At 70.1% G+C, this 645-nt stretch carries 1 protein-coding gene; it reads left to right on the top strand.

Annotation, left to right across the window (positions count from 1 at the left end):
- Positions 1-111: 111 nt before the first annotated feature.
- Positions 112-645, top strand: a 534-nt coding sequence (locus tag D7W81_RS41430) for a translation initiation factor IF-2 N-terminal domain-containing protein (protein ID WP_208721700.1), incomplete at its 3' end; no start/stop codon positions are given.

The raw sequence follows: 645 nt of genomic DNA, 5'->3' as shown, positions 1-645 counted from the left end.
GGTGGAGAGGTTGCGGGGGGAGGTGGCTATTAAGCTCCACTCGCACACAATTTCGGCTTTGGACTAGGGTGCTCGGCCTCGTCGCTGGCGGAGCAGAAGGCCAATCAAGGTATGTCGAAGAAGCGCGTTCACGAAATCGCCAAGGAGCTCAAGAGCCACGGGATTGAGCTCGACAACAAGGAGGTCGTAACCGAGCTCGCCGGGCTGGGTTACGACGTCAAGAGCCACTCGTCCTCCCTGGACGATGACCAGGCCACCGCCGCGGTCCAGAAGATCCTGGACAAGCGCAAGCCGAAGCAGGCCGCCGCGCCCGTCGCCGCCAAGGGCTTCGTGGTGCGCCGCAAGGTCGGGCCTCCCGCGGGCACTTCCGCCCCGGAGAGCCAGGATGCCTACGCTCAGTCCAACGAGCAGGGCTATGAGCCGGAGCTCGCGCAGGAGCCGCAGGCTGCCTACATGGAGCCGGAGCCGCAGCAGGCCCCGGCCCCCGTGGAGCCGCCGCCCGCCGCCGTGGAGCAGGCCCGCGCCCCGGAGGCCCCGGCCGTGACGGCCACGCCGCCGGAGACGACCGTCTCCACCATCGCCGCCCCGGAGGCGCCGCAAGCGCCCGAGGCCCCGGCCACCCCGTCTGTTGCCGCAACCGCCACC

The organism is Corallococcus aberystwythensis, from assembly GCF_003612165.1.
Classification (GTDB): domain Bacteria; phylum Myxococcota; class Myxococcia; order Myxococcales; family Myxococcaceae; genus Corallococcus; species Corallococcus aberystwythensis.
This window is presented reverse-complemented; position numbering and strand designations above follow the sequence as displayed.